This window comes from Oscillatoria salina IIICB1, from assembly GCF_020144665.1.
In the GTDB taxonomy this organism is placed as follows: Bacteria; Cyanobacteriota; Cyanobacteriia; order Cyanobacteriales; family SIO1D9; genus IIICB1.
In genome coordinates, this window is sequence record NZ_JAAHBQ010000047.1 from 23,141 (window position 1) to 48,420 (window position 25,280).

Consider the following 25,280-nt stretch of genomic DNA (forward strand, 5'->3'; position numbering starts at 1 on the left):
TGAAGAGAAGCTTTAGCGAGACGAGCAGCAAAAACCGATGGCAAGAAAAAAGACGAGAAGATTCGATAAAATAGCAGCGATCGTCACCAAAAAGTGGCTCTTGATCGCTTTAGCGATCGCTTCTTTTCTCTTCACTTTTACCAGTTACCAGTTTAACAGTGAACAGTTAGCAGTTAACAGTTACCAGTTATCATCACTTAACAGTAACACCCTAGTTTACCAATCCCCAGTCCCCAATCCCCAATCCCCAATCCCCAGTCCCCAATCCCCAATTTCCCAATCCCCAATCCCCAATCACCAATCCCCAATTTCCCAATCCCCAATTTCCCAACTAATCGAAGAAGGGAGAGAATATTATCGCCAAAGTCAATTTTCCCAAGCAATTCAAATTTGGCAAACCCTTGCTAGCTCAAATCAACTCCCAAACATAGAGCGAGCAATGGTATGGAGCAATCTTTCCCTAGCCTACCAACAACTCGGACAGTGGGAACTAGCCCAAAAAGCCCTTAACAACAGTTTCGACATACTAGCAACCCAACCAACCACCGAAAGCGCGATCGTTTTCGCTCAAACCCTTAACACCCAAGGTCGTCTCCAGTTAGCATTAGGAGAAACCGAATCAGCCTTAAAATCTTGGCAACAAGCCGAAATCCATTACCAGCAAGCAAACAACGAAGCCGGATTACTCAAAAGCCAAATTAATCAAGCCCAAGCCTTAAAAATCCTCGGATTCTATCGTCGCGCCTTAGACATCTTAAGCGAAAGTTCTCAGCACATCCAAACTTTAGCCGACTCCCATCTCAAAGCCGTAGGGCTACGCAGTTTAGGTAACGCCTTCCTCTTAGTAGGTAATTTCGATCGCGCCACCGAAAACCTCCAACTTAGTTTACAACTCGCTCAACAAATCAATTCTGCTCCCGACATTAGCGCCGCCTTGTATGACTTAGGAAATACAGCCCGCAGCCAACAACAATTAACCACCGCCCAAAAATATTACCAACAAGCAGCCACCCAAGCCACCTCACCCAGCCAAAAACTCGACGCACAACTCGCACAACTGAGCATCTTCATCGAAAAGCAATCTTTCTCAGCAGCAGAGCAACTCATACCCGAAATTAAATCCGAGTTAGACAAATTACCTATTTCTCGTCAGAAAATTTACGCTCAAATCGACTTCGCTACGAATTTAAGTAAACTCGCACCCGCAAATACCGAGCCGAATTCGCCCTATCTCCTTCAATCCGCAGAACTTCTCGCATCAGCCCTAAAACAAGCAAAAAGCTTATCCGACAGCAGAGCGACAACTTATGCTCTAGGGAATTTAGGCAAATTATACGAACAAACCCAACAATTATCTACAGCCAAAAACTTAACCGAAAAAGCCCTTTTAATTGCTCAAGCGATTAACGCACCAGATATAGCTTACCGTTGGCAGTGGCAATTAGGTCGCTTATTAAAAGCCGAAGCCAAAATTGAACCAGCCATTTTCGCCTACACTCAAGCAGTCAACACTTTACAATCATTGCGGAGCGACTTAGTAGCAATTAATCCCGACGTACAATTTTCCTTTCGCGAAACCGTCGAACCCGTTTATCGTCAACTCGTCAGTTTGCTCTTACAACCAGGAGATCAACCAGCTAGTCAAGAAAATATCGCCCAAGCTCGCGATGTTATCGAATCTTTACGAGTTGCCGAGTTAGACAATTTTTTTCGGGAAGCTTGTATTACTATTCAGCCAGTACAAGTAGATCGAGTCGATAAAACGGCGGCTGTTTTTTATCCGATTATTCTCGAAGATCGCTTAGAAGTTATTCTTTCGCTACCAGAGCAACCTTTACGTCACTACGCTACTAATTTACCGAGAAACGAAGTTGAAGCAATTGTCGCCGAAATGCGGCAAAACTTAGTAATTCGCAGTAAACGCGATTTTCTCAGTCCGGCTCAAGAAATTTATAATTGGTTAATTCGTCCTGCGGAAGCAGATTTAAGGAAAAATAAGATTCAGACTCTCGTTTTTACCTTAGATGGATCTTTACGCAACATTCCAATGGCAACCTTGTACGATGGAAATAGCTATTTAATTGAAAAGTATGCTTTAGCGTTAACTCCAGGCTTGCAATTATTAGATCCTCAACCTTTACAACAAATAAAATTAGCATCACTTACCGCAGGTATTACCGAAGCGCGTCAAGGTTTTCCACCTCTAGAAAATGTGAGCTTAGAAGTAGAGGAAATTAAATCCGAGTTACCTAGTAAAGTTTTACTTAATAGTGAGTTTACCCGCGAAAGTTTTCGGGAAATTCTCGAATCTTCATCTTTTCCTGTAGTTCACGTGGCTACTCACGGTCAGTTTAGCTCAAATGCCGAAGATACATTTATTCTCACTTGGGAAGATCGGATCGATGTGAAACAATTAGACGATATTCTCCAATCAGTGGAACGTAAGAAAGCGAAACCGATTGAATTATTAGTTTTGAGTGCTTGTCAAACCGCAGTCGGGGACAAAAGAGCAGCCCTTGGTTTAGCTGGTGTCGCAGTGCGTGCGGGTGCGCGTAGCACGTTAGCAACACTGTGGTTTGTTAGCGATCGCGCTACTGCCGAACTCATGGGTTTATTTTATCAGGATTTGACTGATACTAGTTTAACTAAAGCCGAATCACTGCGTCAGGCACAAATTGCCTTGTTACAAAATCCTCAGTTTGAACATCCTATTTATTGGTCGCCCTATGTTTTAGTTGGTAATTGGCTGTGACAGTTAACAGTTAACACGTAGCCGCATTTAGCAGTTATTACTACTGTTTAATTCAAATTCAATCAGGTTCATTTTTTACGCAAAATTGTATTACCTAACCCCCCAACCCCCTTCCCTTGAAGGGAAGGGGGAGTAATTAAGAGTTGCTTTTCCGTCTTCCTAATTTGAGCAATTCTTCTCCCCTCTCCTTGTAGGAGAGGGGTTGGGGGAGAGGTTATCATCAAAATTCTCTTGTTTTTTATTATGGTTAATCATCATTTAGCAGTTATCAGTTATTACTAATATTTATCCTTTATCCCACAAAAGGGGAGTAATTAAGAGTTGCTTTTCCGTCTTCCTAATTTGAGCAATTTTCTCTCCTCTCCTGGTAGGGGTTGAGGTTATCGCAGCGAACAGTAAACAGCGATCGCCGTCTATGCTAGCAAGCTTTTACGGAAATGAGGATGTCCTAACTAACTCCTTCTCTGCTCTACGCAAAATTGTATTACCTAACCCCCCAACCCCCTTCCCTTGAAGGGAAGGGGGAGTAATTAAGAGTTGCTTTTCCGTCTTCCTAATTTGAGCAATTCTTCTCCCCTCTCCTTGTAGGAGAGGGGTTGGGGGAGAGGTTATCATCAAAATTCTCTTGTTTTTTATTATGGTTAATCATCATTTAGCAGTTATCAGTTATTACTAATATTTATCCTTTATCCCACAAAAGGGGAGTAATTAAGAGTTGCTTTTCCGTCTTCCTAATTTGAGCAATTCTTCTCCCCTCTCCTGGTAGGAGAGGGGTTGGGGGAGAGGTTATCATCAAATCAAAACCAAATGCAAGTCATTAATAGTTGATTTTAATTGTTCCTAATCTTCTCCCCTCTCCTTGTAGGTGTTGGGGGAGAGGCGATCGTCAAATCAAAACCAAATGCGAGTCATTAATAGTTGATTTTAATTGTTCCTAATCTTCTCCCCTCTCCTCGTAGGAGAGGTATTGGGGGAGAGGTTATCAATGTAGCTAATTAATCACCGTTCGCTAATTAAAGGTTTACTTTCGCTTGTCGATTCTAACAAAGGTTTTTCCGCCACTTCAACCAATTCAACTAACTCTAAAAGTTGCGCCCATTGAGCAGCTAAACTAACATCATTCGGACGAGAATATCTTAATTGCGCGAGAATTGTCAAAGCATCGTTCCAAAGACCTGCTTCACGATATAATTCTACTTGTTCGTCAAGAGTTGCTTGTTGTAACTGAGAAGCAAGAGTTTGGTTGGGTTCAATTCTTTCAATCCAACCGTCTACAGAAACATCATTAGCGCGATTTTCAGGATTACAAATTACTGAGAAATACCAACGATATTTTTCGCCAACTTTTAAAGGTACTGAATCTTGAGGGTTTGAGAGCGGATAACTAACAATTCCTGCTGAAAGAGTTGGGGTAAATGTAGTTTCGTAAACTAAGCGATCTTGTTCGTCACGAAGCACAAACTCGATCGTTTTTCCTTCAGCATATTCCGGAAGATAGAAAAATAAACTGGGGTTTTCTGCTACAGTTAAACTCAAGTTATTTTCTGGAATTAAAGCGGTGAGCGATCGCGCGCCGAAATTACAACCTCCACGAGTTCCACCACCAACCCGTCTCCCTGGTAATCCTTGTCGAGGATTATTCGCTCTTTGGGCTAATACCTGTTCTGAAAAACTACTGGGAGTTATAATTAATATTGAGGCTAATCCGAGGGCGATCGCCAATTTTTTGGTAAATATTTGAGGCATAGTGAGTAAATACTTATTTCTCAGCAAAATTGTTTAATTTTATTTCTGTATTTTCTGTAGATGCCCCTTGATTTTTACAATAATTGGTCGCTCTGAGAAAAGGATCTGACTTGAGAAAGAAATTTATGTTAAGATGAAATCATTTCTTCAGAAAAAAATGAGGATTTCTCGATCAAGTTTAGCGCGCGATCGCCATTCTTTAAATACAACCAATCTCTTGCAGCATTTCTAACTGCTTTGATACAGGTGCAAGTTGATTTGCAGCCATCATCCCGCTAGCAGCGACTGCGGGTAAACCAATACCGGGAAATGTGGAATCTCCACAACAGAGCAATCCTGGTAAAGTAGTTTTATGACCGGGGAAAAAGCCTTTTCCGGCGGATATGGCTGGACCATAACTACCATGATATCTTCTCAGGAAGCGAGCATGGGTTAGTGGTGTTCCCACCAAAGTTACTTCACAACGATCGCGAATATCGGGGATAATACGTTCTAAAGCTTGCCACATTACCTCGGCTCGTTGTTGTTTTTGGCGATCGTATTCTTCCGATTGACGATCTAATTCTGACCAAAGTTGATAAGGTTCCGTAGCTGGTGTATAAACATGAATATTGTGCTTTCCTGGCGGCGCTAAACTAGGATCGAGCAAGGAAGGAATGGAAATTGCGACAACATTTTGCGGTGCAGTTATTTCCCAATTATTAACTACCAGATAGTGACAATCTAAATCCTCTGGTAAATTTTCCCCGTCGATACCGAGATGCAAGTGCATGAAACTATTACATTCGGGGGTAGTTTCGCGCGCAAATCTTTCTTTTGTCGATAAAGCTTTTTCTGGGAGTAACTTGAGTGTATCCCAAGTTGAAGCATTGGAGATGACAGCCCGACGCGCTTTGATTTGTTTACCGTTGCGTAAACTAACTCCAATTGCGCGATCGCCACTTACCAAAATTTCTTTAACATGAGTAGAAAGCAGTAACTCACCACCATAACGCTGCAAACCTCTCACCAAAGCTTCTACCAAAGCCCCACCGCCGCCTATTGGGTAATCTAAGACGACATTGGGGCGATACCACTCCGCAAACATAAAAGCCATTTCTGCGGCACTGGTTCCCTCAGCAGGCAGCCCTGAGAGCATAAAACAAAGGAGATTCAGCCAGTTACGAATAAATGGATCTGTGACTACTTCATCCATAATCCGGGAAAAAGATCCACTGAGTTTGGCGATATTCGCCGCGTGACGCAGCAAAGCCGGGGCAAACTTCCCCGCAGTCAAAATTGCACCGAAATCGAAGCGTAAAGCCGCAGGAGGGATAGCTACAGCCGCATCTGCAAAGGGGTGCATCACTTTTTGTAGTTTCCGCCATTGGGATTTTGCGTTTTTCCCACCAAATTGTTGCAAAACCTCACAAAATTCGTCCGCACCGACAGTAGCAGGAAATTTTCCTTCCGGCAACAGACAGCCCCAAGTATCATAAGTAACACAAGGTAAGTCTTCGGCGATCGCATCTAAAACTTGTCGTAACGGATTAGTCGAAGGACTGTAAGATAAACCTGAATGTAGCGAAGGTCCTGAATCAAATTTATAGCCATTGCGGGTAAAAGCATGAGCAGCACCACCAGGAATTGAATGACTTTCGCAGACAATTACCTCAAAACCATAACGGGCTAGAAGTGCCGCACAGCATAAACCACCAATACCACTACCAATAACTACAATATCTGTGGAGATTGTTTCTGTCATCAATTACTGCTGTGAACTCTAACTGGAGAGGGTAGTGGTAGATGTTTAAAGGCACTAGCTTTTGACTTATGTCTATAAAAATAATCCACAAACTCTTGCTCCATCTTGACTTTAGCCTATTTTATATGTATAAAGTATTAAAGTAGGTTAAGATGTATATAAGGTTTATTCAAAAATACGATGATAAGTAAAATTTTCTAACTATACATATAATAAATATTCTCTTAAAAAAAATCAAACAATAACTGATAATGACTGAATTTGAAATTTTTAGTAATCCACCAATTATTGAATCAATCATTGATATAAGAGTCAATCTTACAAAAGATACGGCTTTATCCGATTTTGTTAAAATTCATGAAAATATAATTTCAGAATTTCCAGAAAGAAGAATTACCATGAATTTAACTGGAAATTTTGCCATCAACCTAGAAAAATTTAAAATCGATAATCTTGATGTACTTGATGTAACCAAGGATTTAGTAACAGAAAAAATTGAAGAAACAGAACAGAATAATATTCCTGAATACCTTAATTTTTCCAGTGCTAATAAACAAGATGGTTTTCTTTTTATATCCAATGATAAAAAAAGGTTTTTAGAAGTGGGTTTAAATGGTTTTACTTTTAGTAGAATAGCCCCTTATACCAACTGGAGCGATTTTTATAGTGAAGCTTTTGAACTATGGAATCAATATATACACATTACCAAATCAGGTGAAATTACCCGTTTGGGATTGAGATATATTAATAGAATAAAAATTCCTTTTGAACCGCCTGTCAACCTAGGAGACTATCTTCGAATAATTCCTGAGATTCCAAATGATGTTTCAGTTGTACTATCAGAGTATTTTATGAAATTAGTTCTCTTTGATACTAATTACCCCAAATCTCAAGCTATTCTCACGCAAGCTGTAGAAGAAGGGAATGAAAAAGATATTATCCCTTTAATCCTTGACATAGACGTATTTCAGAAAAAGAAAACTAATTTAGTAGATACCAGCAAGATTAAAAAAATTTTTCAAGAGGAATTAAGAGAATTTAGAAATAAAGTTTTCTTTGGAAGTATAACTGAAAGAACGAAGGAGTTATTTCGATGAGTGCAATATTAGTGCCATTCGTGCCAATTAGAAATAATGAGCAAAGTTCAGGTATAAGCAAAGATTATGGTAAACTTGAGCGAGCTTCCACTCTTGCTAGAGAACATTATGATTCAAGACTCTCTAATTTTTCTGAACTAATTTTCCTAGAGTTAGTTAATTGTCAGAGTTTTGAAGATTTAAAGAAAAGAATTCATAATATCAGTGAAAAAATTGAAGATGGTGAAAGAGTTCTAAATAATATCGATCTCAAATTTCTTTCTTCAACTCTTAGATATTCAAACTGTTTATTCTTTTCGATTTTCGTCCAACTATTAGAACCAATGTTGGAAAACCAATATTATAATCAATTTGCTCAAAGTATGGTTAGACTTCTTTTGGTAGATAATAGAGCAACAGCTAGATATGCAGCTTTAGAAATAATTGGATCTGGACTTGGCACATCCCAGGTTGCAGATAACCTTTTGCGCGAGGCGCTTTTTTTTCTTAAGGATGAAACAGAAATCTATATCTCTAAGTACCTAGAAAGATTAAAGGGAACAGACGGTTAATGAAATACTTTGTTAGGAAAGTGGAAACTTTGCAAATGTGGCAAGAAGGAAAAAATTCCAAAAAGGTTCTTTCAGATTTACATTTAATAGCGTATACACTAGATCTCACTGCTGGAACAAGAAAGCCTTCTTTCTGGTTAGTTGAAAAAGGTGAAAAACTAGAAGAAAACTTAGAGAAAATTGCTCTAGGTATGCAATTAAGATCTGGTAGTTTAAAAAGCGTAAGATTAGTCTTGTTTGAAGAAGAATGCTTTACAAACCTCTTAAAACTAAAGCAAGCTTCTGATTTTCCTGTCAAAAGTGTAATGGACTTCCATTATGAGCTTACTTCTGTTAAACCTGATGTAATAAAAACAATTATAAATAAGTTTTTGAGTTGTCAAGGTTTTTTTAGAGAGTTTCTTAAAGCTAAACCTGGCGAAGTTAATATGAAAGTGATTACTCAAAAATATTTACAAGATGTTTCTCCTGAGTACCAAAATATCGCAAAGAAGTGGATTTGAGTAAAATGATGAACTAAGTAATTGAATTCTTTAACGATAAAATTCATATTTATTGATAAAAAAACTGAGTTAAAATTGGCTAATCAAGTTGAAAGTAGGGGGTTGAGCTGTTCTGATCCCAGCTAATCGCTCTTCCGTAACTTTGAGAAAATTCAATAAAATTACTTTTTTTCAGCCTACGAATTCCTAATAATCAAAAGTTTACCCCTGTTTGACAAAAGAGTTTGTCCCCTTAAGTTTACTTAAAAGTATAACTTTACCCATAATCTTGCCACCGTAGCTTTGAAGCATAACCCTACCGAAACGGCAAAGTTATGGTTCAAGTCACAATACCGAACAGCAAAATAAACCAATTAAAAATGGACGTAACTGGATTCGAACCAGTGACCTCCACGATGTCAACGTGGCGCTCTAACCAACTGAGCTATACGTCCTCACGAACAACCAATATAACACATAAATTCTCAAATAGGCAAACCTGAGCAAATTTTTTCTCCTTGAGACGGGAAACAAACGTGAAAAGCGGCAAAATTAAGAAAACGATCGCTGCAAATGGCATTTTCTGCGTAAAGGTTTGCTAAAATATCTTGGGTCACTAAACCTAAGTACGATCGCCTTTGAGTCAATCAATAGATATCCAACAAATAGATACATTGGCACAGGAACTGGCGACTATTCAGCAAACTGGTTCAAAACGGATTGCTTTATTGGGTTCGCGCCATGTTCCAATTACTCATCAGAATTTGATCGAGATGATGAGCTATGCTCTAGTTTTAGCAGGTAATCGTCTGATCACTTCTGGTTCGTCAGGGACGAATTCGGCGGCAATTAAGGGAGCTATGCGTGCCGATGCTAACTTATTAACCGTAATTTTGCCGCAAAGTCTCGATCGCCAACCGCGAGAGTCGCGAGATCAACTCGAAAAGGTGATTCATCTGGTAGAGAAACCGGAAAACGATCGCCTGTCGCTGGCAGAAGCTAGTTCTTTATGTAACGCTGAGATTGTTTCTCGCTGTCAGCAATTGATTTGTTTTGCTTTTCACGACAGCCACACGCTGCTGAAAACTTGTGAAGAGGCAGAAGAACAACGCAAACTGGTAACATTATTCTATTTCGATTAGGTAATGAGTATCTCGATGCCGGAAATTTTGCTCTACGCGATCGCGGGAGCAGCTTTTTTAATTTACGTTCCTTTTTTTGTCGTCGCTTATGCTCGTGCTAAGGGAGGATACGAGTATTTGGCAACTCCTCGCGCGATGCTTGACAAGTTGCCAGATTACGCCCAACGAGCAACTTGGGCGCACCAAAACTCGTTTGAAGCGTTTATAATTTTTTCTGCTGCGGCTCTGATGGCATATGTGACGGGTGTAGACTCGTTAGTAGGTTTTGGGGCTGTAATAGCATTTTTGGTGGCAAGATTGCTTTATTCGGTTTTCTATATTGCCAACATTCCCTTGGGGCGATCGCTGATGTTTGGCATCGGTTCTCTTTCTAGTATTACCCTGGTTGTGTTGAGCTTGTTGAATCTCAACAGCTAAATAAATAAAATTAATTGGGTAAGGCGGTTGGCTTTTCACACTGAAAGTCAATCGTTTTCTATCTTTCTTGAAAAATAACCTTTAATAATTGCTTATGGCTTCTAACTATTCTTTTGACATTGTCAGCGATTTTGATTATCAAGAAATGGTCAATGCTGTCGATCAAACCAATCGCGAAATTAAAAGCCGTTATGATTTGAAAAATACCCAAACTACGGTTGATTTGGAACCAGAAAAAATTATTGTCAATACTGACAGCGATTTGACTCTTAATGCTGTAGACGATATTCTGCGTGCGAAAGCGGCTAAACGCAATTTGTCTCAGAAAATCTTTGATTTTGGTAAACCTGAGTCTGCGGGTGGAAATCGCGTGCGTCAGGAAATTAAGCTCCAAAAAGGAATTAGTCAAGAACTTGCTAAAAAAATTAGCAAAATGATTCGAGATAATTTCAAAAAAATTCAAGCTTCAATTCAAGGTGATGCGGTGCGGGTTTCTAGTAAGTCGAAAGATGATTTACAAGAGGTGATAACACTGTTGAAACAGGAAGATTTTCCCGTTCCTTTGCAATTCAACAATTATCGTTAATTATCCCAATTATTAGAAGACGTAGCCGTGCTACGTCTCTACTTCAATTTATCTAAATTACCAATCATTCTTAGCTAAATGCTCTAACAGTAAGCGGTGGATAAAAATATAACCACCCCCAACTTTCTGTAAGAAAATTCTCTCGGTTGCATAGTCGAGAAAATGCCGATAATTCCAAGGAATAACGCCACTAAAATAAAGGATTATTCGCAATAATAAGTGTTTGATTACTGCTACACCACCACCAATAAATAAGCCAAAGCTGAAACCAAAAATTCCCCAAAATAAGGGCAGCCAGCCAATTATATAAGCAGCTATTCCCAAAACTATACCGCCAATTAAACCAAAAATTAAGGCATTTTTAGCAGATAACCAAATTCCTTGATTGGGAAACGTGTTTTTTTCGATTACTGCTCCGGTTAAGCCGCGAGTTAAGCCATAAATTATGCCCATACTGAAGCCAAATACCGCACCGCGAAAGAAGGAATAAAAGGGAAAATTTTCTGGTTGAAAAATTTGCCAATGCAGAGGGTTGAAAATTAATTCGTAGGGAAATTTGAGGAGAAATAAAGATAAGGTTCCGATAATTATTCCTAATCTTAGGTGAGTATAAGCTTTTTGCCAAGACCAAGAAATTGTTTCTACTGAGTTAAGTCGATATATACCAAAAATTGCGACAAAAAGCAAGCTACTAAAGATTAAAACTATTAATAATCTGTCACTAGATAGGACTAAATTTCCCACAAAAAAGCCACCCGCGAAAAAGCTGCTAAGTAGCGCGATCGCGTAAATTATTTTTTGCCAGGGAGACAACCATAAATCTGGTTGCATTCGCTCAATCAAAAAGATAGTTTGCGATTGTTTTTTGAGTTGTTTGGCTAACTGAATTAACCAATGTTTGGCTTTAGCTTGAGGATAAGTTTCAGTTACTCGACGACGGGACAACATTCGTTCGATATAAGTATCAAATAAATGAGCGCGTCTGAGGGCAATACTTTGATTGTTTGGCAATTTTGAAGCTGATATTCCTTGATAAGCTAAGACAATTAAAGTTAGAATTAATGGAGATTGGACTAATTCTTGGAGGATTTTATCTTCCGCTAAGGCTGTCTTGACACCAGTTAATTGTTCGCCTGCATTGGCTAAATATTGTTGAATTTGAGCAAGATTTAAAGGTTGTAAACAAATTGCAGCTTGTAAATTTAAGCGGTTGTTTAAGGTTTCATATTCTTTTCGCCGACAGCAGATAACCATCTCAGTAGTGCCGCAATCTTGCTGGAATTTATTAATAGCAGCAACGCAATCTTCCCGGTAGCGATCGCGGACTTCATCTAAACCATCTAAAAATAATAAAATCTGTCTATTTTGTAACCAATTTCTACTAATTTCTGAAGAAACTTGATATTTGCTATTTAATTCGCTGACTAGCCAATCCATAAAATTTTTGTTTGCTTTTGTCCACGAAGAAAGATTAAAAACTACCGGAATTAACGCGTTAACATCAGCAAAAGCTTGCTCTAAGAATTGCCGACAAATCTCAAGCAAAGTTGTTGTTTTTCCCCCACCAGGTTCGCCTAAAATTAGCAAACTACGCCCCGTTCCCATTTCCTGAAATAAATCGCTAATTTTTACTTCAGTAGGTAAAGATTGGGATAATTCTGATTGATTTAACCAGACCATTCCCCAAGGATGTTCGACTAGATCGCCGCGATTTTCTAAGCCTAATTCTATTAAAGCACGACCGTGTAAAGAACTTTCGAGAACACCTTTAATCCAGTAATTTTTCACCTTGTTAAGGAGAATTTGGCGATCGCGGTAAAAGCGACTACTCAGTTGAGGAGAAACCTTGACATTTGACTGTATTTGTGTTATTGCAGGTTCTTGAACTAAAATTTGATAGACTTTAATCGGTTCGAGAATATTTTTTAATTGTTTCTCTCCTAAATAAGTTATTGGTAGTTTAATTTGCGACTTAACTACTTCATAAACCGCTTGAGATAAACAAATACCACCAGGAGGAGAAAGAGGTTCTAAACGCGCCGCAATATTAACCCCATTACCCATAACATCATCTGCTTCAATTAACACATCACCTAAATGAATTCCGATGCGATGTAAAAGGCTATCTTGGTTAATTAAAGTAGTTTGGTTATTAGCCAAACTTCCTTGAATTTCAATAGCACAATTAACCGCATTCACTGCACTACTAAAATACATCAACAAGCCATCACCAGTAGATTTAATTACCGAACCACTAAATTGTTGACAAGAGGTTCGCATTAACTGTAAGTCGCGGCGAATTAAATTTACAGTATCTTCTTCATTTACCGACATTTTCGCACTAAAACCCACACTATCAGTAAACACGATCGCTGCGAGCGCGCGTTGAGTTTGTCTCGTGATTTCCGCAGTAGGAACCAAGGAAGGATTTACTGTTTTCGCCTCAGATGATAAACTAGAAAAGTCACCAGTAAAATTAGCTAAAGCTTGTAAAACCTCTCTCACAGATTGGTAGCGATCGCGAAAATCATAACGCACCATGCAGTCGATAATTTCTAGTAACTCAATATCCTCTTGCTGTTGAGAAGTTAACCGATTGCGCCAGATCGATTCACCAGTTTCTTGATTTGCGGGTAACTGTTGAGGTAAAATACCAGTTAACGCCTGAATGCCGATCCGTCCCACTGCATAAAGATCGCTCGAAAAATGCGGTTGACCACTCATTTGTTCGCTCGGCATATAACCAGGAGTGCCGACAGCGATCGTCAAACTTACTTCGCCTTGAGAGTTAATAGTTTGGGTACTAATTTGTTTCACTGCCCCAAAATCAATTAATACCAATTTCCGATCTATTTCACGTCGGATTAAATTAGCTGGTTTCAAATCGCGATGAATTACTCCAGCATCATGTACAAACTCTAAAATAGAGAGAATTTCTAATAATAAATTAGCAACCTGTAGTGTATTAAATCGTTTTCCTGGTAGCAATTCTTCTTGCAGACTATTGCCCGGAATATATTCCTGAACCAAATAAAACTCTTTATTTTCCTCAAAATAAGCAAACAAACGAGGAATTCGATCGTGATTACCTAACTGAGATAAAGTTTGGGCTTCGGTGTTAAATAAACGTCTTGCTATTTGCAAACATTCCGGTTCCTTGGAATAAGGTGACAGTCGTTTAACTACACAGTGAGGATGATTAGGTAAATCTAAATCTTGAGCAAGATAAGTTTCCCCAAAGCCACCTTTTGCTAAAGCTTTGATAATTTGATAGCGTTTGCGGAGTGTTGTGCCAAGCATAGATATTTAAGATTGAGTACCCGCATTTACCAGTTTATCTCGAAAAGGTAAAAGAGGAAATTGTTAGCACCTTCTCAGTTTCGACTTATTTTCAGGTTTTGCTGACTTATGAAAGTCGCCCAGCCAATTAATTTTTTCGAGCGAAAACTTAGCTAAAATTAGATTTTTCTTGAAAAAATTACTTAGTTTGAAAGATATTTTGCACCATTGTTTTATCAACACTAGCTGCCGCTTTGTCAAGTTCTTCTACTTCCCCAGAGTCTAATTTCCAACCCAAAGCGCCAAGATTTTGTTTAGCCTGTTCGGGATTTTTGGCACCAGGAATGGGTATAGTTTCTTTACATATACACCAATTAATTGCTATCTGAGACATAGTTTTATTTCTAGATTCAGCGATCGCTTGCAAACAAGATAAAAGTGGTTTAACGCCAGGTAAGATTTGCCGAAAGACAAAACCTCTAATTCCTGGAGGAAGAGAACCTTTTTCGGAGTATTTTCCCGTTAATATGCCCAAAGCGAGGGGACTATAAGCAATTAATTTAATTCCCAGTTCATCGCAAACTTCTTTTAGCCCTAACTCAGTAATTGGATAGGTAGAGAGAAGAGAATATTGAACTTGTAAAGTAGTAATCGGAACTCCGCGATCGCGGAATTTTTGATAAACTTTTTTTAGACGTTTGGGTCCATAATTCGATAAACCAACTCCTTTGACTTCCCCTTGTTCGTACAAATCAGCTAAACCATCTAATAATTGCCATTCTTGCCAAGGAAAATAGTTTGCCGTTGACCAGTGCATTTGCACCAAATCGACATTTCTACCTAACCTTTTAGCTGAAGCTTTACAGGCAGAAATCATCGAATTGCGGGTTAATCTCCAAGGGTAAGGTGCTAGTTTAGTAGCGAGACAAATTCGCTCAGAATTTAAACCCGAATACTCTGTCGAAAATTGTCCTAAAAGACTCTCGCTGCGTCCATTTAATTTTCCGGTTCCGTAGGAATCACCTGTATCAAATAAAGTAACTCCATTACTCACACAAAGGTTAAAAACTTCTTGGAGTTGCCGATCCATACTGCGATCGTAACCCCAAAGTAATCGGTTTCCCCACGCCCAAGTTCCACACCCCATTGGTGGTAGATTTAATTGTTGATTTGTAGACATAATCAGTAGCAGTGAACAGTTAGCAAGTAGCCGCATTTACCAGTGAACAGTTAGCAAGCAGTTATCAGTAGATATTGGAAGATATTGGAGACAAGAAGCAATGTTCCCTGTTCACTATTTACTGTTAACTGTTCCCTGGTAACTGATAACTGTTAACTGTTCACTGATAACTGCTCACTGAAAATCCCCCGTGGTTGCCCCGACAAGTCTTTTACAAGCCAGACAAAACTTCCTTGGCTACAGCAAGAGTACGATCGATATCTTCGTCGGTATGAGCTAAAGAAGTAAAACCTGCTTCAAATTGAGAAGGAGCCAAATAAACGCCTCGTTCTAACATACCGCGATGGAAACGACCAAACTTAGCCAAGTCCGATTTTTTCGCATCGTCGTAATTATGAACTTCTTCGCCTGTAAAGAACATTCCAAACATAGCGCTGAGACTGCCACCAGTCACTGCATGACCAGTTTGTGTAGCAATTTGCAGCAAGCCCTCGATCAGTTTTTTGGTAATGCGATCGAGATGTTCGTAAGTTCCGGGTTTTTGCAATAATTCTAGGGTTTTGATTCCTGCTGTCATTGCTAGAGGATTACCCGAAAGCGTTCCGGCTTGGTACATCGGTCCGGCAGGTGCGACCATTGACATGATATCTTTACGTCCGCCGTAGGCTCCTACGGGTAGTCCGCCACCGATAACTTTACCGAGGGTGGTTAAGTCGGGAGTAACGCCAAATTTTTCTTGTGCGCCACCGTAGGCGATGCGAAATCCGGTCATTACTTCGTCAAAAACGAGCAGTGCGCCGTTTTCCTGGGTCAGGAGGCGCAAACCTTCCAAAAAGCCTGCATCGGGGATAATAAAGCCAGAATTACCGACAACTGGTTCGAGGATTACTCCGGCAATTTCATCGGGGTTGTCAGCAAAAAGTTGTTTAACGGCTTCGAGGTCGTTGTAGGGTGCGGTCAAAGTGCTAGCAGTGGCTGATTTAGGTACGCCAGGAGAGTCAGGTAAACCGAGGGTTGCAACCCCCGAACCGGCTTTGACGAGGAACATATCAGCGTGACCGTGATAGCAGCCTTCAAATTTGATAATTTTATCGCGACCTGTAAAAGCACGCATCAGTCGCAGTACAGCCATACAAGCTTCGGTACCGGAGTTAACAAAGCGTACCATTTCAATGCTGGGTACGGCTTCGATGACCATTTCTGCGAGGACGTTTTCTTGGGCTGAAGGTGCGCCAAAACTCGTACCTTTTTCGAGAGTTTCGTGCAAAGCGGCGATAACTTCCGGGTGAGCATGACCGCAAATAGCAGGTCCCCAAGTGCCTACATAGTCGATGTACTGGTTGTCATCAACATCCCAAATGTAAGCTCCTTTGACGCGATCGAAGACGATGGGCTGTCCGCCTACGGATTTAAATGCCCGTACTGGAGAGCTAACACCTCCGGGCATCAGCTTTTGAGCGGCAGCAAAAATTTCTTCCGATCTAGTGGTTTTAAAAGAAGTGGTGGTAATCAACGCTCTCTCCTTAGTTAGATGCGTAGAAACTTATCTTTACAGCAGATTAGCTTTTAGTGTTCACAAATTCTAGTAAATTTTGGTGCTTTTTTGGGCTGGAGCGATCGCGTTCGCTGGTTTTGCTCGCCACGATCGTCTGGCTCAAAGTTCTTCTGTCTCTGCTGGGAAGGGAATTTTTGAGGAAAAATAAGATTTGTATTCAAGTTAATTGTTAACGGCGATCGCCACTCCTGACTACCCTCTTTGCCGATTGCTTATTCGTAGTCTGGGCTGAGATAGACTAAGTTGTCTCCTAACATCTTCCGTTGATAGTCGCAACTCGATAAGAAATTGACAATCTCTTGCTCTGAGAGTCCCCGTTTGGCGAGATGAACCGGATGAAGCTCTAGGGCGATCGCTTTGACTCGATGTGTCTCAAACAATTCCTTGCTACCTAAAATCGCTTCGTACTCAAATCCTTCGATATCTATTTTCAGTAAGTCGCAGGTGGCGATCGCTTGTTGCTCGAATAATTCTGTTAAGGTGAGCGCGATCGTTTCTTGTTTTGGTTGAGAGAAGCGAGAAATTTTTGTCGCCCCAGTGGAACCTGTGTTCATGTCTGGGGAAATGTATAATGTCACTGTTTCAGATTGATCGGAAACTGCTACTGACAAAATTGTCACATTCTCACAATTATTTAAGCGCAGGTTTTCTCTCAAGATTGGTTGCAAACGTTCTTGGGGTTCGACGGCGATTATTTTACCTTCACTGCCGACTAAATTTGACGCGATCGCGGTAAAATATCCTTCGTTAGCTCCTAATTCTACGCAAATATTTCCCGGACGCAAATAAGTTTTTAACACTGCGCGCATTCCTGATTCGTAGACACCATTTTTGAATAATTGGTATCCCAAACAAGAAGAAATATCTACAAAAAACGTTCCATCGTTAGTAGTGATATTTGTCCGGCGGAACCCCAAACTTTTTTTGATGAAAGACGCCAAGAATTCCGGACGCAGTTTCATCAGTATTCCGGCGGCTTTTCTCTGAAATAAATTTACCGAGCTTTCACTTTTCTCTGGGGAAAATAAAGTTGGGTTTGTTATCGAAATAGTAGAGGGATTTTTCATAATTGTTTCACCCAAGGATCTTATTTGGTTTAATCCCTGTTATATTTGTTTTCTCATCTAAGCTCGCCCAAAAATTTACAAATATTCAAGAAAACTAAATATTCGCGGAAAAAAAAACCGAAAAATGGCGATCGCAGCTTACCATAAAGAAAGTGAAAGCAAAACATTTAGATTAGATAGTCTCATAGTTAGATGTCAGAGCGAGAAGTTACTACCCCAATTTTACCGATCCCCATAGGCGAAATTCGTTATAACGAGCAAGGATTAGTTCCCGCGATCGCCCAAGATTATCTTGACGGTACGATCTTGATGATGGCTTGGATGAATCGAGAGTCGTTACAGAAAACCATTGAAACCGGGGAAACTTGGTATTGGAGTCGCTCTCGTCAAGAATTATGGCACAAGGGCGCAACTTCTGGTCATATTCAAAAAGTACGCAGTCTCCGTTACGATTGCGACAGCGATGCTATTTTGGTCAGTATAGAACAAATTGGCGACATTGCTTGTCACACCGGAGAGCGCAGTTGTTTTCATCAGGTAGAAGGGAAAAAAGTCGCTCCACCAGCAGATACTTTATCAGGATTATATGACATTATTCGCGATCGCCGCGATCGTCCTAGTCCAGATTCTTACACTTGCAAATTACTTGCAGGTGGAGATAACAAAATCCTTAAAAAAATTGGTGAAGAAGCCGCAGAAGTGGTAATGGCTTGTAAAGATAACGATCGAGAGGCGATCGCGGCTGAAGTTGCAGATTTGTTCTACCACGCTTTGGTTGCTCTGGCTTATCATAATGTCCAGTTGCGAGATGTTTATCGAGTCTTACAACAACGGCGCAAATAAATTTTGCTCTAATCTTGACGTGTTTATTACCTCTAAGTCAGTAATTAGGTACTATGGTAACTAACTCTCAGCCCGAAAATAAGAACCTGAATACTTACAAACCTGAATTTCCTGGTAGCCCAGTTTCTCTTGATTCACCATTTTATATCGAACGAAAACCTTGGGAAGACCAAGCCTATGCTGAACTCACTAAACCGGGCAGTTTAATTCGGGTTCGAGCGCCGAAAAAAATGGGCAAAAGTTCCCTAATGCTGCGTCTGATCGCTCAAAGCTCTGCTTTGGGATATCAGGTTGCCACAATAGATTTTCAACAAGCAGATCGGGAAATTTTTGCTAATACCAATAAATTTTTTCGCTGGCTTTGTCGAATGGTAGCCCGGCAACTAAAGATTTTGCCTAATCTAGATGATTATTGGGATGAAGATTTAGGAAGTAAACTAAGTTCTACCATCTACTTTGAGAGTTATTTATTTGAGCAAATTGAAACCCCTTTAGTTGTAGTCTTGAATGAAGTAAACTTGGTTTTTGAACATCCGGAAATTGCTCAGGATTTTTTGCCTTTGTTGCGATTTTGGCACGAACAAGCTAGACATAATGAAATTTGGCAAAAACTCCATTTGATCGTCATTCACTCGACAGAAGTTTATGTATCTTTAAGCATTAATAAATCCCCATTTAATGTGGGATTATCTTTGAAATTGCCAGAATTTTCTTGGGCAGAAGTTCAAGATTTAGCCCAACGTTATCAACTTAATTTAACCGATGCCCAAATCGAGCAATTAACAGAAATGTTGGGAGGACATCCCTATTTAGTTCATCTGGCTTTTTATCATCTACACAATCAAACTTTTATCCTAGAAAAATTGTTAGAAACAGCGCCAACTCAAACAGGAATCTATAGACAACATCTGCAAAATATGTGGGTAACACTGCAAGAGCAGCTAGAATTAGGGGCAGCAGTACAAAAAGTTATCGCTAGTCAAGATTGGGTGCAGTTAGAGCCAATAGTTGCCTATCAATTAGAAAGTATGGGTTTAGTCAAATTAGACGGTAATTTAGCCAAGATTGATTGCGATTTATATCGTCTCTATTTCCAAGGGCAAAATTTAGCTGCTGCTACCGATCGCTCCCTTCGTTTACAAAAGTTAGAACAAGAAAATAACGATCTAAAAGTTATTGCTAATCTAGATCCTCTCACGAAAATTGCCAATCGCCGACAGTTCGATCGCTGTTTAGAAATTAAATGGAACCAGATGGCAGAAGAAGCTGCACCTTTGTCTTTAATTTTAGGCGATATAGATTATTTTAAATATTATAACGACACTTATGGACACCAAGTAGGAGATGATTGCTTACGCCAAATAGCGCAAAAAATTTCTAATTTATTAGAGGATTCTCAGCAAATGGTAGCACGGATTGGCGGTGAAGAGTTTGCTGTAATTTTGCCTCGAACTGATGTTAATAATGCCATGAGAATTGCCGAAAAAATTAGGGTAGGTATTCTGGATATTGCTATACCTTTTATGCCCAATCAAATTGGTGGCTTACCAAGTAATGTAATTAGCTTAAGCTTAGGTGTGGCAAGTATGATACCTAGCTCTCAAAATGATTTGACAAGCTTATTTGTGGCGGCTGATGCGGCTCTTTATGAGTCTAAGAAAAATGGGCGTAATTGTACGACTTTAAGTTCTGGTTTAGATTTGGAAAAAGATTAGATTTGACTAGTGTAACCCCGAGCTTTCCACCTGCTGAGAGTACGAGCAGTTAACACTGTTCGACTGGTAGGAATCGCCCGAGGATGTCAAAAACTGAATTTAGTCTTACTCGCTAGGAAGGGTTTGGCTGGAGTAAGCATCCATTCCATAAGCGGGAGTGCGCTTGCTGTAGTCGGTGGCTTGGGCGGTTACGCTGACGGCGATTTTCTCGAAGCCTTCGGAACGCCAGTTACGCTCGTGGATGGGCTTGGTTTGTTCGCCTCGGAAGTATGCTTGAGTGCCGATTACTGCTGCTGCTACCCAACCAACGACGATTAAGCTAATTAAAATTGCCATAGTATCTACCTCTGTTGTTAATTTTTTGTTTAGTTTTATTGCTTTCTGTAAATTAATATAACAATTACTTGCAAAAGTGTCAAGAGATAAGTAAAGGTCATTGAGTTGATGAGCGCGATCGCACATTCGCTCCAGATATGGCAAAATTAGGATACCGAGCAGGATTGTTGCCGCAGCCACCAGCTAGAAAGCATCAGCGAGATTCGATGGGAACTCAGGAAACCCTAAATACCCTGTAAATCTACTACCTATGTGCGACAATAATCGACCAGCAGCAAGAATTCAGATCTTGTATCTGGGTTAGGGTAGCCAAGAAAAAAATTTGTCTTTGAGCATCAAAATAGTTGAGTTAGGAGTTATGCTCAAACAGCGATTTCTAACTGTAGTGAGTAAAATATTGCAGTCTTATTTTGGTAGTTAATCTTCATCTCCCTAGCCGCAAACCCCCGATTTAACCCCAGCCTAAATGAAAAAACAAAACTTCAAAAACTAGATAATTTTCCGGGTGGAATCCATCTTTGGTTGTAAGCAAAGATAGATAGGAGCGACAATTTCTGGCGTTCTCTACTGTTGAAATTTTCATTTAGAATCAGAAACTTATGCTGTCAATCAAAGGCACATTCCGTGATGGGATCGTTCAACCAAACGAATATGTTGAAAGTTACAATGGACAAGAGGTTATTATCACTTTTTTGGAAACAGATCGCCCTCCCGAACCCCCCGAAAATAACTCAGATTTTGAAGCATTAATGCAGTTGATTGAAGATTTTGCTATTGAGAGGAAAATTGCTGAACTTGCCCAGCAGCATGATCGCTATTTTTATGGTATGCCTCATGTGGAATACGATGCTTAAATGAGAGTTTAACGGTTGGCAATTTTCCCAATTTTAACCATTTCAGCAGTTATGTAGAGACGTGGCAACCTACGTCTCTTACTACTTAAATTAATTGTAAATCTTGCAGCGATCGCTCGAAAGCAGCCGTTTCTAAATCTATCTGTAATGAGCTTTGAATATTGGGATTTACTGTCACATCATCTACAGTATAAATATTGACAAAACCCCAGAAAACTGCTCTAATTTCTACTTCTCTTGGCACTAACTCAATATATTTTTTTAAGTTTCCCGGACTAATATTTAATTCTACATCGATACGGTGGTAATTTCCTACATTCACAAAGCCAAACATCTTGACATTAATTTGCGATTTTTCTTGACTAATTGCTTCTTTTATGGTACGTATACCAGTGTCAATAAGGGTTTCTAGGTAACTAGGATCGGTTAAATTTTGCTGGTATAAATCCAGTAGTCGGGCTAAAGTTTCTTCGTCTTGCTGAGAGCAAATTTCGCTGACATTAATACCTAATTTATCTTCATCGATCGTCGATTGTAACAGCGCGATCGCGTGGGATTGCCAATCTTTTTTTGTAATTTCATCTGCGACATCTATTTGTTTATAGTTTGACAGCAGCTTATCTATATTTGTAACTTGTTTGGCACCAGTTTGGAAAAGAGTTTCTCGTAGATTATAGCGAAATTCTCCCAAAGGATTTAACCACCACCAAATTCTGCGGATAGGGGATTTTCTGGATAAATGTTTGCCTTGATTCCAGCACTTTTTCAGTTCTTGATTTTGCAGATAGCACTGAAAAATAAGAATTTGCCAGTAAGGTAATTGAACCAACAATTTTCCCGCCGAAAAACTCAGATTTGATTTAATAGCTTGTTTGACTTGAATTTCTACTTCATACAATTGAAAAATACTCGTTCTTTGACCATTAATAGCTATGTGAAAATCGCGCAGAAATTTAGCAACAGCCTCTATTTGTTTTTTCAGAATTGCTTGAATGGAATTTAAATCAATTTCGTCTTCCCCAGTAACATAAATTTCGTAAACTGATTCAAGAGGAACAATTTTGCTTGAGGTGACTTGTCTCCGAGTTAATGCTGCATCAATTTCAGCGTTGAAGTTACTTAAAACTTTCTTCGCATAGTCAGCTAATAGTTTTGAATTTCCCCGCGCAGTATTAGACATAAACTAACATTACTTAAATTTGTTTAATAATTTTCTTTCTCTTCTGACGTAATTTTGAGTTGAAAATAAACCAAAATTAAAGCAATTAATAATAACACAGTCGCTGCCGCAGCCGCATAGCCAAAATCAAAACGAGCAAAAGCCTCTTGATAAATATAATAAACCAAAATGTTAGTCGAATTTAGGGGACCTCCACCTGTAATAATATAAACTTGCTCAAAGCTACGGAGAGTAAAAATAGCTGTGGTTACGATCGCAAAAACTAAACTAGGTCGTAATCCTGGTAAAGTAATATACCAAAATTTTTGCCATCCATTGGCACCATCTAATTCTGCGGCTTCGTAACGAGACTGAGGAATAGTTTGCAAACCTGCTAAAAAAACTACCATATTAAAGCCAATTTGTTTCCAGATAGTTAACAAAATTATTACAGGCATTGCCCAAATTGTACTATTTAACCAAGGAATAGGTTCCCAGCCGAAATTAATCAGAAAATTATTGACAGGTCCTTGGTTTTGAAATAGCCACCGAAATCCTAAACCAACAGCAACTAATGAAGTTATTGAAGGAAGAAAATAAGCAGTACGCAATACACCTCGTAAAGCGATAGATTGATTTAAAAGAGATGCTAGGGCTAAGGGAATAATCAAACTGGGAACAACTGTAGCAATGGTAAAATAAGTAGTGTTACCCAAAACTTGCCAAAAGTCGGGATTGACAATTAAACGTAAATAATTCCGCAAACCAATCCATTGAATACCTGTTGAGGAAAAACTACCAGTGGTAAAACTTAGTCCTAATAGATAAGCTATGGGAAAAAAGAGAAAAATTCCTAGGAAAATAAGTGCGGGTGCGAGGAAAATCCAAGCTGCAATTGTATCTCGATCTAAAAAAGATTTAAAATCTGGTTTGAGCATGGTTATCTTTCTTTTGGGGTAGCTATTCGTCAAGTTTAACTTGGTTATCGATGTCAGAGAGTTAGAAAAATTAAGCAAAATTATGGATCAGCAAAATTATTTAATTTCGCCTAGTTTAAGTTTAGAACAATTAAATTTAGATCCGCCTGTAAAGTTAGGAATTATGGCTTCTGGTAATGGAAGCAATTTTGAAGCATTAATTCAAGCGATCGCGGATGGCAAGCTTAGGGCTGTAATTCCCCTTTTGATTTACAATAATCCAGGGGCTAAGGTGGCGGCAAGGGCGCAACTTTGGGGTGTCCCGGCAATTTTACTCAATCACCGTGATTTTTCCCGTCGCGAAGATTTAGACCGCAAAATTGTGGAAAAATTTCAAGAAGCTGGGGTAGAATTAATTGTTATGGCTGGTTGGATGCGGGTGGTTACTCCGGTGTTACTTGATGCTTTTCCTGGTAAAATTGTTAATATTCATCCGAGTTTACTACCTAGTTTTAAAGGTGTTCGGGCGGTAGAGCAAGCTTTAGCTGCTAATGTGAAAATTACTGGCTGTACTGCTCATTTGGTAAGTTTAGAAGTGGATAGTGGGAAAATTCTGCTTCAAGCGGCTGTCCCGATTTTACCTAATGATACTGCTGAAACTCTCCACAAACGGATTCAAATTCGGGAACATCAAATTTTACCACAAGCGATCGCGATCGCAACTCAAGAAAGTCGTCAGCGCGAGTTTAATTAATCAAAACGATTATTGCGAAAAATTTCTAATAAATTCGCCTTACCTACAAGTTATTTTAGTAACAGAATTAACTAGCTATCAGTATAACAAGAGATAGTCAAGGGTTTCTTGTTGGATTTTCCAATCTCGGTTAAATCTACCAATAAATTCATCTTTTACCCAGGTGAATAATTTTGTTGCTTCTGTATCGAAATTATGAGGATATTTTTGTAGATAACTATCAATTGTTTGCAAATCTTTCTCCAACAACCAAAAAGCTATTTCGTAAGGTTGGATCCCAATTTGCCTAATTCTAGCAGTAAATTGAAATAAGTTTGCTTTGTCTTGGTCTGACAAACCCATTTTTACTCTCATAAGTAACTTTGATTGAACTTATAATTTATCAAAAAGCCTTAGCTTTTTCTTTTCTTAATTATATTTTAATATTTGACTTTTGTAAATTAAGATTAAGTTAATTAACCGTCAATTATTGATTATTTGTTGACTAAATTCTGCTCAAGTTGAATCGAATCACCGAAGAATAATAGAAGAATATCTGTTAATTTAAAGCAAATCGGTAATCATTAACTATTGTTTAGATAATTAAACATAAATTAAAATAGCTCGAAAAAAGCTAAAACATAGCTGCGAGTGGGATAGCAGCGAGATTGTTTGTTATCTGTCTGGGAGCAGAAAAAAATTAATTTCGTCAAAGATTAAGTAAAATATATCTGAGCCTTAAGATGACGATTGATTTACGAAAAGTAGCGATCGCTACAGCATTAGTTAGTATTGTCGGCATTGGGATTAATTTATGGTACGATGCGATCGCCAGAAACACATTAACCGACAAATCAAGTAAAGAAGTAACCTTAGCTTCCATCCCCGATGTTGTGAAACAGCAATATCGACAAGACGCAGCCAAACTAGCATTGCGAATAATTTTAGCTGAAAATTCCTCAGCCGCCACCGAAATTGACTTACCTACGGATTTAGTCGAGAAATTGTCTCAAAGTTTACTCGCAGTGTATCAAACTAATTCACCTGCTCGCAATGCAGTCGTGGAAACCTACAACATTCATACCGCCCCCAATCCTGATTCAGTGATAGTCGATCTTGACACTA

General features: G+C 39.3%; 22 protein-coding genes and 1 tRNA gene. 12 read left to right on the forward strand and 11 right to left on the reverse strand.

Annotated elements, in window-relative coordinates; all coding sequences use genetic code 11:
- Window positions 1-37: 37 nt before the first annotated feature.
- Window positions 38-2,752, forward strand: a complete 2,715-nt coding sequence (locus G3T18_RS15065; RefSeq protein WP_224411390.1) for a CHAT domain-containing protein — start codon at window positions 38-40, stop codon at window positions 2,750-2,752.
- Window positions 2,753-3,751: 999 nt separating this feature from the next.
- On the opposite strand, the gene G3T18_RS15070 is transcribed toward G3T18_RS15065, so the two are convergent.
- Both G3T18_RS15070 and G3T18_RS15075 read right to left on the reverse strand, forming a co-directional pair.
- The gene (locus G3T18_RS15070) at window positions 3,752-4,498 is read right to left on the reverse strand and encodes a DUF928 domain-containing protein (protein WP_224411391.1); all 747 of its coding nucleotides are present in this window, start codon (window positions 4,496-4,498) and stop codon (window positions 3,752-3,754) included.
- Between the two features lie 199 nt (window positions 4,499-4,697).
- Window positions 4,698-6,242: a phytoene desaturase family protein gene (locus G3T18_RS15075; RefSeq protein WP_224411392.1), complete on the reverse strand. Its 1,545-nt coding sequence runs from the start codon at window positions 6,240-6,242 to the stop codon at window positions 4,698-4,700.
- Between the two features lie 251 nt (window positions 6,243-6,493).
- On the opposite strand from G3T18_RS15075, the gene G3T18_RS15080 reads away from it, so the two are divergent.
- From G3T18_RS15080 to G3T18_RS15090, 3 genes are read left to right on the forward strand one after another with little or no spacing between them, the layout of a single operon-like run.
- Entirely contained in the window at window positions 6,494-7,339 is an 846-nt protein-coding gene (locus G3T18_RS15080; RefSeq protein ID WP_224411393.1) for a TIGR04255 family protein, read from the forward strand.
- Entirely contained in the window at window positions 7,336-7,890 is a 555-nt protein-coding gene (locus G3T18_RS15085; protein ID WP_224411394.1) for a hypothetical protein, read from the forward strand. Before G3T18_RS15080 ends, G3T18_RS15085 begins: the two co-directional genes overlap by 4 nt.
- Window positions 7,890-8,393, forward strand: coding sequence for a hypothetical protein (locus G3T18_RS15090; protein WP_224411395.1), 504 nt, complete (start codon window positions 7,890-7,892; stop codon window positions 8,391-8,393). Before G3T18_RS15085 ends, G3T18_RS15090 begins: the two co-directional genes overlap by 1 nt.
- A 360-nt stretch (window positions 8,394-8,753) precedes the next feature.
- On the opposite strand, the gene G3T18_RS15095 is transcribed toward G3T18_RS15090, so the two are convergent.
- A tRNA-Val gene (locus tag G3T18_RS15095) sits at window positions 8,754-8,827 on the reverse strand.
- 183 nt (window positions 8,828-9,010) lie between these two features.
- On the opposite strand from G3T18_RS15095, the gene G3T18_RS15100 reads away from it, so the two are divergent.
- The 3 genes from G3T18_RS15100 to G3T18_RS15110 all read left to right on the forward strand — a co-directional run bounded on the left by G3T18_RS15100 (window position 9,011) and on the right by G3T18_RS15110 (window position 10,517).
- Complete coding sequence (locus G3T18_RS15100) at window positions 9,011-9,514, forward strand: DNA recombination-mediator protein A (RefSeq protein WP_224411396.1); 504 nt, start codon at window positions 9,011-9,013, stop codon at window positions 9,512-9,514.
- A 3-nt stretch (window positions 9,515-9,517) separates the two neighbouring features.
- A complete protein-coding gene (locus G3T18_RS15105; protein WP_224411397.1) occupies window positions 9,518-9,931 on the forward strand; it encodes an MAPEG family protein in 414 nt (137 codons plus the stop codon).
- 94 nt (window positions 9,932-10,025) lie between these two features.
- The gene (locus G3T18_RS15110; protein ID WP_224411398.1) at window positions 10,026-10,517 is read left to right on the forward strand and encodes a YajQ family cyclic di-GMP-binding protein; all 492 of its coding nucleotides are present in this window, start codon (window positions 10,026-10,028) and stop codon (window positions 10,515-10,517) included.
- A gap of 57 nt (window positions 10,518-10,574) precedes the next feature.
- Here G3T18_RS15110 and G3T18_RS15115 read toward each other — a convergent pair whose 3' ends face one another.
- From G3T18_RS15115 to G3T18_RS15130, 4 genes are all read right to left on the reverse strand, one after another.
- Window positions 10,575-13,817 (reverse strand): protein kinase domain-containing protein, encoded by a 3,243-nt coding sequence (locus G3T18_RS15115; RefSeq protein WP_224411399.1) that lies wholly within the window; start codon window positions 13,815-13,817, stop codon window positions 10,575-10,577.
- Window positions 13,818-13,995: 178 nt separating this feature from the next.
- A complete protein-coding gene (locus tag G3T18_RS15120) occupies window positions 13,996-14,976 on the reverse strand; it encodes an aldo/keto reductase (protein ID WP_224411400.1) in 981 nt (326 codons plus the stop codon).
- Window positions 14,977-15,187: 211 nt separating this feature from the next.
- Window positions 15,188-16,486: a glutamate-1-semialdehyde 2,1-aminomutase gene (hemL, locus tag G3T18_RS15125; protein WP_224411410.1), complete on the reverse strand. Its 1,299-nt coding sequence runs from the start codon at window positions 16,484-16,486 to the stop codon at window positions 15,188-15,190.
- A gap of 257 nt (window positions 16,487-16,743) precedes the next feature.
- The gene (locus G3T18_RS15130; protein ID WP_224411401.1) at window positions 16,744-17,598 is read right to left on the reverse strand and encodes an FkbM family methyltransferase; all 855 of its coding nucleotides are present in this window, start codon (window positions 17,596-17,598) and stop codon (window positions 16,744-16,746) included.
- Window positions 17,599-17,790: 192 nt separating this feature from the next.
- On the opposite strand from G3T18_RS15130, the gene hisIE reads away from it, so the two are divergent.
- Window positions 17,791-18,441: a bifunctional phosphoribosyl-AMP cyclohydrolase/phosphoribosyl-ATP diphosphatase HisIE gene (gene hisIE, locus G3T18_RS15135; RefSeq protein ID WP_224411402.1), complete on the forward strand. Its 651-nt coding sequence runs from the start codon at window positions 17,791-17,793 to the stop codon at window positions 18,439-18,441.
- A 53-nt stretch (window positions 18,442-18,494) separates the two neighbouring features.
- The gene (locus G3T18_RS15140) at window positions 18,495-20,156 is read left to right on the forward strand and encodes an AAA-like domain-containing protein (protein WP_224411403.1); all 1,662 of its coding nucleotides are present in this window, start codon (window positions 18,495-18,497) and stop codon (window positions 20,154-20,156) included.
- 105 nt (window positions 20,157-20,261) lie between these two features.
- On the opposite strand, the gene G3T18_RS15145 is transcribed toward G3T18_RS15140, so the two are convergent.
- Window positions 20,262-20,492, reverse strand: a complete 231-nt coding sequence (locus G3T18_RS15145) for a photosystem II protein, Psb35-related (RefSeq protein WP_224411411.1) — start codon at window positions 20,490-20,492, stop codon at window positions 20,262-20,264.
- 599 nt (window positions 20,493-21,091) lie between these two features.
- On the opposite strand from G3T18_RS15145, the gene G3T18_RS15150 reads away from it, so the two are divergent.
- Window positions 21,092-21,346, forward strand: a complete 255-nt coding sequence (locus G3T18_RS15150; RefSeq protein ID WP_224411404.1) for a hypothetical protein — start codon at window positions 21,092-21,094, stop codon at window positions 21,344-21,346.
- An 85-nt stretch (window positions 21,347-21,431) separates the two neighbouring features.
- On the opposite strand, the gene G3T18_RS15155 is transcribed toward G3T18_RS15150, so the two are convergent.
- Window positions 21,432-22,526 (reverse strand): hypothetical protein, encoded by a 1,095-nt coding sequence (locus tag G3T18_RS15155; RefSeq protein WP_224411405.1) that lies wholly within the window; start codon window positions 22,524-22,526, stop codon window positions 21,432-21,434.
- 23 nt (window positions 22,527-22,549) lie between these two features.
- Window positions 22,550-23,443: a carbohydrate ABC transporter permease gene (locus tag G3T18_RS15160; protein WP_224411406.1), complete on the reverse strand. Its 894-nt coding sequence runs from the start codon at window positions 23,441-23,443 to the stop codon at window positions 22,550-22,552.
- A gap of 82 nt (window positions 23,444-23,525) precedes the next feature.
- Here G3T18_RS15160 and purN point away from each other — a divergent pair, with 82 nt between their 5' ends.
- Entirely contained in the window at window positions 23,526-24,176 is a 651-nt protein-coding gene (gene purN / locus G3T18_RS15165) for a phosphoribosylglycinamide formyltransferase (protein WP_224411407.1), read from the forward strand.
- Between the two features lie 78 nt (window positions 24,177-24,254).
- Here the strand turns inward: purN and G3T18_RS15170 are convergent, their stop codons facing one another.
- Window positions 24,255-24,518, reverse strand: coding sequence for a hypothetical protein (locus tag G3T18_RS15170; protein WP_224411408.1), 264 nt, complete (start codon window positions 24,516-24,518; stop codon window positions 24,255-24,257).
- 380 nt (window positions 24,519-24,898) lie between these two features.
- On the opposite strand from G3T18_RS15170, the gene G3T18_RS15175 reads away from it, so the two are divergent.
- Window positions 24,899-25,280: hypothetical protein (locus tag G3T18_RS15175; RefSeq protein ID WP_224411409.1), on the forward strand; the 382-nt coding region annotated here is incomplete at its 3' end.